The organism is Pseudomonas sp. L13 (genome assembly GCF_009935965.1).
Classification (GTDB): Bacteria; Pseudomonadota; Gammaproteobacteria; order Pseudomonadales; family Pseudomonadaceae; genus Aquipseudomonas; species Aquipseudomonas lactis.
In genome coordinates this window covers 20,861-27,001 of the sequence record NZ_QODJ01000072.1, presented here as the reverse complement: position 1 = coordinate 27,001, position 6,141 = coordinate 20,861, and the positions used below count along the sequence as shown (strand labels likewise).

The 6,141-nt window shown below is 60.7% G+C and carries 3 protein-coding genes; 1 reads left to right on the top strand and 2 read right to left on the bottom strand.

The genetic code is table 11. The annotated features are described in order from the left end of the window. The first annotated feature begins 831 nt into the window (after positions 1-831). Complete coding sequence (locus DK871_RS25195) at positions 832-1,911, top strand: 3-deoxy-7-phosphoheptulonate synthase (RefSeq protein WP_161907044.1); 1,080 nt, start codon at positions 832-834, stop codon at positions 1,909-1,911. Between the two features lie 56 nt (positions 1,912-1,967). Here the strand turns inward: DK871_RS25195 and DK871_RS25190 are convergent, their stop codons facing one another. Further along, positions 1,968-2,390: a chemotaxis protein CheY gene (locus DK871_RS25190; RefSeq protein WP_161907043.1), complete on the bottom strand. Its 423-nt coding sequence runs from the start codon at positions 2,388-2,390 to the stop codon at positions 1,968-1,970. 134 nt (positions 2,391-2,524) lie between these two features. Further along, positions 2,525-6,139: a transporter substrate-binding domain-containing protein gene (locus DK871_RS25185; RefSeq protein WP_178116084.1), complete on the bottom strand. Its 3,615-nt coding sequence runs from the start codon at positions 6,137-6,139 to the stop codon at positions 2,525-2,527. Positions 6,140-6,141: the final 2 nt, after the last annotated feature.

Genomic DNA, 6,141 nt, shown 5'->3' with positions numbered 1-6,141 from the left:
GCCGCCGTCAGGGCGGAACCCTAAGTGGCCGTTACCTAAATAACGGATATGTACCCGGTCCAGCTGTGTTGACTGCCGGGCCGCCTTCGCGAGCAAGCCCGCTCCCACAGTTGGATTGTGGGGTGTCAGGTAGATAGGCGTCGGCTGACAGGCCGCCATCGCAGGCAAGCCAGCTCCCACATTTGGATCGCGGTGCGTCAACTAGATCAGCGTCGCCTGTCAGCCCGTCACGGGAGCAAGCTCCCTCGCCACAGGTCCAGCGTTGCCCATAGCGGTAAGTACCGCCACGCAATAGAAATTACTGATTGAATCCACCTGCACGCCTCTAGTAAGCTCCCCCCATCATTTGGAGAGCCCCATGTTGCCACTCACCCACACTCAGGTTTGCCCTGCTGCCAGCGCCTTGCGCTCGGTGTCGGCTACCCGTGTGAACGGTTCGAGCGCACTGGCCGGCTTTTATTTTGGGTATTGGTTTAGCCACTGGCGCGCCTGATACCTGAAATCGGCGCCCACTACTCAAGGGGTCGCCTACCAGAGAAATCTAAACCCCCGGTCGGCTCCCCGACCGGGGGTTTTGTTTTTTTAGCGCCTGACAACCTGTTTGCTCACGATCACTTAAAGGAATCACACCATGAACTTCACCACCTATTACCGCTACGACACTTGCACTGCATGGCGATTTAGCCAGCTCCGTTCGGGACAGCCTGCCGCCTCCGACCGGTCACCCCGTGGTGGCAAGCCAACACACGTAGCCGATACGGCCAATTGTCGAACACCCCAGTAGGCCAAGCGTGCGGGAATCGCCCGCCGCTTGCCCAGGAAACCTTGAATATGAACTCCTCCGTCGCCGCTTTGCCCGTTTCTACCCTCAACAGTGCCAATGAAGCCCTGACCCAGCGTTTGCCCAGCGCTCTTGAGCTCAAGCATCAACTTCCGCTCAGCCCGTTCCTCAACGAACAAGTCCACGCCCATCGCCAAGCCGTGCGCGCCATCCTCAATGGCGAAGATTCACGCTTGCTGGTGATTGTGGGGCCGTGCTCGATCCACGACCCGGAATCGGCCATGGAATACGCGCGCAATCTGAAGAAGCTCGCGCTTGAAGTCAGCGACCAGATGCTGCTGGTGATCCGTGCCTACGTCGAGAAACCGCGCACCACGGTGGGTTGGAAAGGCCTGGCCTACGACCCGCACTTGGACGGCAGCGATGACATGGCCGCCGGCCTGACCCTGTCCCGCGAGCTGATGCGTGAAATGCTGCGCCTGGGCCTGCCGGTCGCCACCGAGTTGCTGCAGCCCATGGCCGCCGGCTACTTCGATGACTTGCTCACGTGGGTCGCCATTGGCGCACGTACCACCGAATCGCAGATTCACCGCGAAATGGCCAGCGGCCTGGGCATGCCCGTAGGCTTCAAGAACGGCACCGACGGTGGCGTCGCCATTGCCTGCGATGCGATGCGTTCAGCGTCGCACCCGCATCGTCATTTCGGCGTCGACAGCCAGGGCCACCCTGCGATCATCCAGACGCCCGGCAACCCCGACACCCACCTGGTGCTGCGCGGCGGCCACCGTGGGCCGAACTACGATGCGCAGAGCGTGGCCGACGTAAAGCATGACCTGGCCAAGTCCAAAGTGGCGGCGCGGATCATGGTCGATTGCAGCCATGCCAACAGCGGCAAGAACCCGCTGCGCCAACCGGCGGTATTCAATGACGTGCTGGAGCAGCGCCTGCAAGGTGATACCTCGCTGGTGGGTATGATGCTTGAGAGTCACCTGTTCGAAGGCTGCCAGCCGCTGAGCGCGTCGATGAAATACGGCGTGTCGGTGACCGATGGTTGCCTGGGTTGGGACGGGACCGAGCAGTTGTTACGCAGTGCCGCCGAGCGGTTGCGGGAGCACGGCAAAGCCGACTGATCGGTGAGAATCAACATCTGGAGGGAGCTTGCTCCCTCGCCACAGGCCCAGTGAGGTTATGCCGGGGCCACCGGCATGCGGGACAACTCCCGCAGCCACGGCAACACCCGCAGGCCGTGGGCAGTCTCGCAGGGGTCGACGATGTCCATGAAGTGTTCGAGGTTGACGTGGTCCGGCACGCTCGGCAGGCGCACCCGCACGGCTGGTGTTATTCCGCAAGGTGCGCCCAGGTTCAGATGCTCGTAGACCAGCACATGACGCACCTGGGGCTGAGGTTCATAGGCTTGGGCCATCAGCCCGGCATTGATTATCAGCACATCGAAGGGTTCGGCAGGAATGGCGGTAAGAATCCGCACCTCTTCGAACGTTTGCACCGGCACGATCCGGTAATAACCCAACTGGTTGAGCATTTTCTCGATGTACAGGCGTTGCAGATGCTGTTCATCGGCAATCAGGATGGTCAGTGCTTTGTTCGGCATGGCAAACCCCTGGGCAGGCAGTGCTCGACAGTGAGCCTCGCCCATTTTCCAGACATATGCCGACGACAAAATCAGGCATGTTCCCGGTTCGCGTAAGAGTTTTCCCAAATTTCCCGAATGGCGATCAACCACAGTCAGGGCTGATTGCAATAAGCGCTCAAGCCGTGATGCAAAACATCGATCGCTTCACCCACGCCCTCAACCGCTGGCCCCAATGCCTGACGGTCGCGCTGTTCACACACCACCTCCAATGCTTCACACCTATCGATCAATGAGCTTGCCTTGACCATCCGCGCGCCGCCCTTGGCACGGTGAGCCAGGTCGTGCAGCTTGGCAAAATCTGCCTGGCTGGCCAGACGTGGCAGCAAGGCACGGTCTGCCTCCAGGCTTTCGAGCAGCGGCGCCAGCAACTCGACAAGCGCAGCGTGATCATCGCCGGTCAGCGCGACCAATGTGCTCAAGTCAAATGTCGCCACGGGCTGCGGGCCCGCGTCGGCCACACGCGAGGCCAGCGCCGACCGCAAGTCGTCAAGCCCGGTTGGCTTGAACAGGCAGCCATCCATGCCCGCCTGCCGGCAGCGCTCGGCCTCCTCCGGCTGGGCGTTGGCGGTGAACCCCAGCAACAGGCAGGGTTCCAGACCCTGTTCACGCTCTTGCGCGCGAATCTCCTGTGCCAGCTGATAGCCGTTCTTGAACGGCATGTTGCAATCGGTAATGACGCCGTCGAACTGCCCCGCTCGCCACTGTTCAAGCCCTTGAACACCGTCTTCGGCCGTGACGATATGGTGGCCCAGAAAGCTCAACTGTCGAGCCAGCAGCAAGCGGTTGGCCGGGTAGTCGTCCACCACCAGAATCTTCAGCGCACGGCCCTCAGGCGCCGCCTCTTGCGCAGGCTCAACCGGGGCCGGCAACGTGGCGGTCATGGCCAGGGTCAACGTCACGTCCACCCGAGTCCCGTGCCCCAACACGCTACTCAAGTGCAACTGGCCGCCCATCATTTCACACAAGCTGCGGCTGATCACCAACCCCAGCCCAGACCCGCTACGTGCCGACTGCTGGTTATTGCTGCCTTGGATAAACACACTGAACAACCGCTGCTGATCGGCGATGCTGATTCCGATGCCGGTGTCTTGCACCCATAACTGGACGCCCAAGCGATCGTCCTCGACCTTAGCCCGCGCAACCAGACTGACCTGCCCATGAGAAGTGAACTTGATGGCATTGCTCAAAAGGTTCGATACCACCTGCTTGAATCGCAGCGGGTCGACCAGCACCGCCCGGTCAATCAACGGGTCCAGCTCAACCTGCAGCGCCAGCCCCTTGGCGCGGGCCAGCCCCTCGAACACGCGTGCGACCGACGCCAACAGCTCATGCAGGTTGGCGGGTTCCAGGGTCAACGACAAGTGCCCCGACTCGATGCGCGCGATATCGAGAATATCGCCGATCAACTCCAGCATGCCCCGTGAAGCCACCGAGGCCACCTCCAGGGCGTCGCGGTCGACCCGCCCCTGCTCGGCATTTTTCAACGCCAGCTCGATCATGCCGATCACGGCGTTCATGGGCGTGCGGATCTCGTGGCTCATGGTCGCCAGGAAGGTCGTCTTGGCCCGATTGGCGGCGTCGGCATCGTCCTTGGCTTCCTGTAGCTGGCCGAGCAACCGGTGCCGCTCGCTCACGTCGACCCAACCGGCAATCATGCCCACCACCTTGTCGTCGCCGTCGCGGTACGGCAGCATCCACTGGTAGATGGTCAGCACATCGCCATTGGGCACCTTGAGTATTCGATCATGAATCTGCGGCTCGCCCCCCGCCATCAAGCGCAGGTAATCCTCATGAAACGACTGGGCCTGTGGCGGGTTTTCGACGTCGGTTTCCACCACCGTCCTGCCGATCACGTCTTCAAGCTTGTAGCCAAACACGTCGAGGTAGGCGTTATTGCAGGCCATCAGCCGCCCTTGGCGATCACGCACGTAAATCGGGTGCGGCGTGCCATCGATCAATACGCTCATGAACCGCATCTGATCGCTCAGCGCCCGCTCGGCCTGTAGCCGCTTACGAATCAAGGTGCGCAGGTAAATGGCCCAGCCCAGCGTGACGGCCAACAACAGCGCCGCCAACCCGAAGCCCTGAAGAATCACGTTGCGATAACGCAACCAGTAACTGTCCTCGATGATGACCTCGCTGCGCCACTGGCCAATCAATTCGTCCATTTCCTGCGGGGTGATACTCAGCAGCGCCTTGTCGAGGATCGAATACAACTCCAATTGACTGCGGTTGACCCCAAAGGTCACGCGTGCAGGCTCAGTGCCGACCGTACTGGTGACACGCAAGCGGTCGCGGTAATACCGGCTGATCAAATAGCGCGCGCTGATCAACGAGTTGACCGCGCCGTCAGCGTCACCGTTGGCCACCAGCGCCATGGCTTGCTGGGGGTTCTCCACATCGACAAACATCACGCCTGGAAAATTCTGCGCTATCTCATCGTGCAGGCCATTGCCGACCACCATGGCCAAGCGTTTGCCAACCATCTCCTCCAACGTGAGCGGGCTGTGTGGACTGTCACGGGTTACCAGCACAAAGGGGTTGGTCAGGTAGGGCCGGGTAAAGCGTACTTTATCTGCCCGCTCCACACTGGGGGTGATAACCGCCAGCATGTCCGCCGTCCCCGCACTGACGATGTTGACCTGGCGCGGCAACGAACTGCCTGGCACCACATCGAACTTCAAGCCGGTGCGCAAGCTGATGCGCGATAACACCTCGGCACTCAACCCTTCGAATTGACCTCGACCACCAATAAAAGATAACGGTAGGAAGTCATTGAGCACCGCGACCCTGACCCGTGGGTTTTTCTGCACCCAGCGTTGTTCACTGGCGCTCAAGTGCAGCCGGTCAACGCCGATTATGCCCAGGTTACCTCCGCTCCAGCGGCGCAGGATTTCCATCTGCTCGCTCGCGGGAATCGCCTCCAGCGCGGCATTGAGGATGGGCAGTAAGCGCGCATTTTCGCGGGTGACAGCAAACGCAAACGGGTTGACTTCCAGGCCGGAAAAATCCGCCATGCGTACATTATTGAGGTGGTTGCGATTGATCAGGTAATTGCTGCTGATGGCATCCCCCAGGTAGACATCGGCGCGACCAAACGCCACGGCGCCAATGGCTTCGAACGTCGAGGCAAACAGTTCCAACTGGGCTTTGGGGTAGAACGCCCGTACGGCGTCGGGCTGCATGTAGTGATAGAGCATTGCCACGCGCTGGCCGGCCAGGTCGTCACTCAATACCTGGCTGTCACCGCTGCGGGTCACCAGAGTCGGTTGGTCGTTAGCATAAGAGCGAGACAGCAGCAGTTGCGGGTCGGCCGCTTCATAGCCATTGGCGGAGCCGAGGAAATCCACCGCCCCCTGCTTCAGCGCCTCGACCACCTCATCGCGGGTGTCGTAACGCCGAACCTCGATGGAGATATGCAGGGCCTGGCCGACCAATGCGGCAAAATCAGCCGTGATACCTTCGAGTTCGTCGTTATTATTGGTCAAGTCAAAAGGTGCGTAATCGGGCGCCGAAACGCCCATCAGCAATGAGCGTCGCTCACGCAGCCAACGCCAATCGGCCTCGTCCAGCGCCACTTGCGGGGTTTCGATATGAGAGTGCCCCAACAGCCGCAAAGCGTGAGGCTCTTCAAGGGCCACCGCGATCAGAGGTAACAGGCTCATCCAAAGGATCGTGACGAACCTGATAAACGCGGTGGTGATCATTT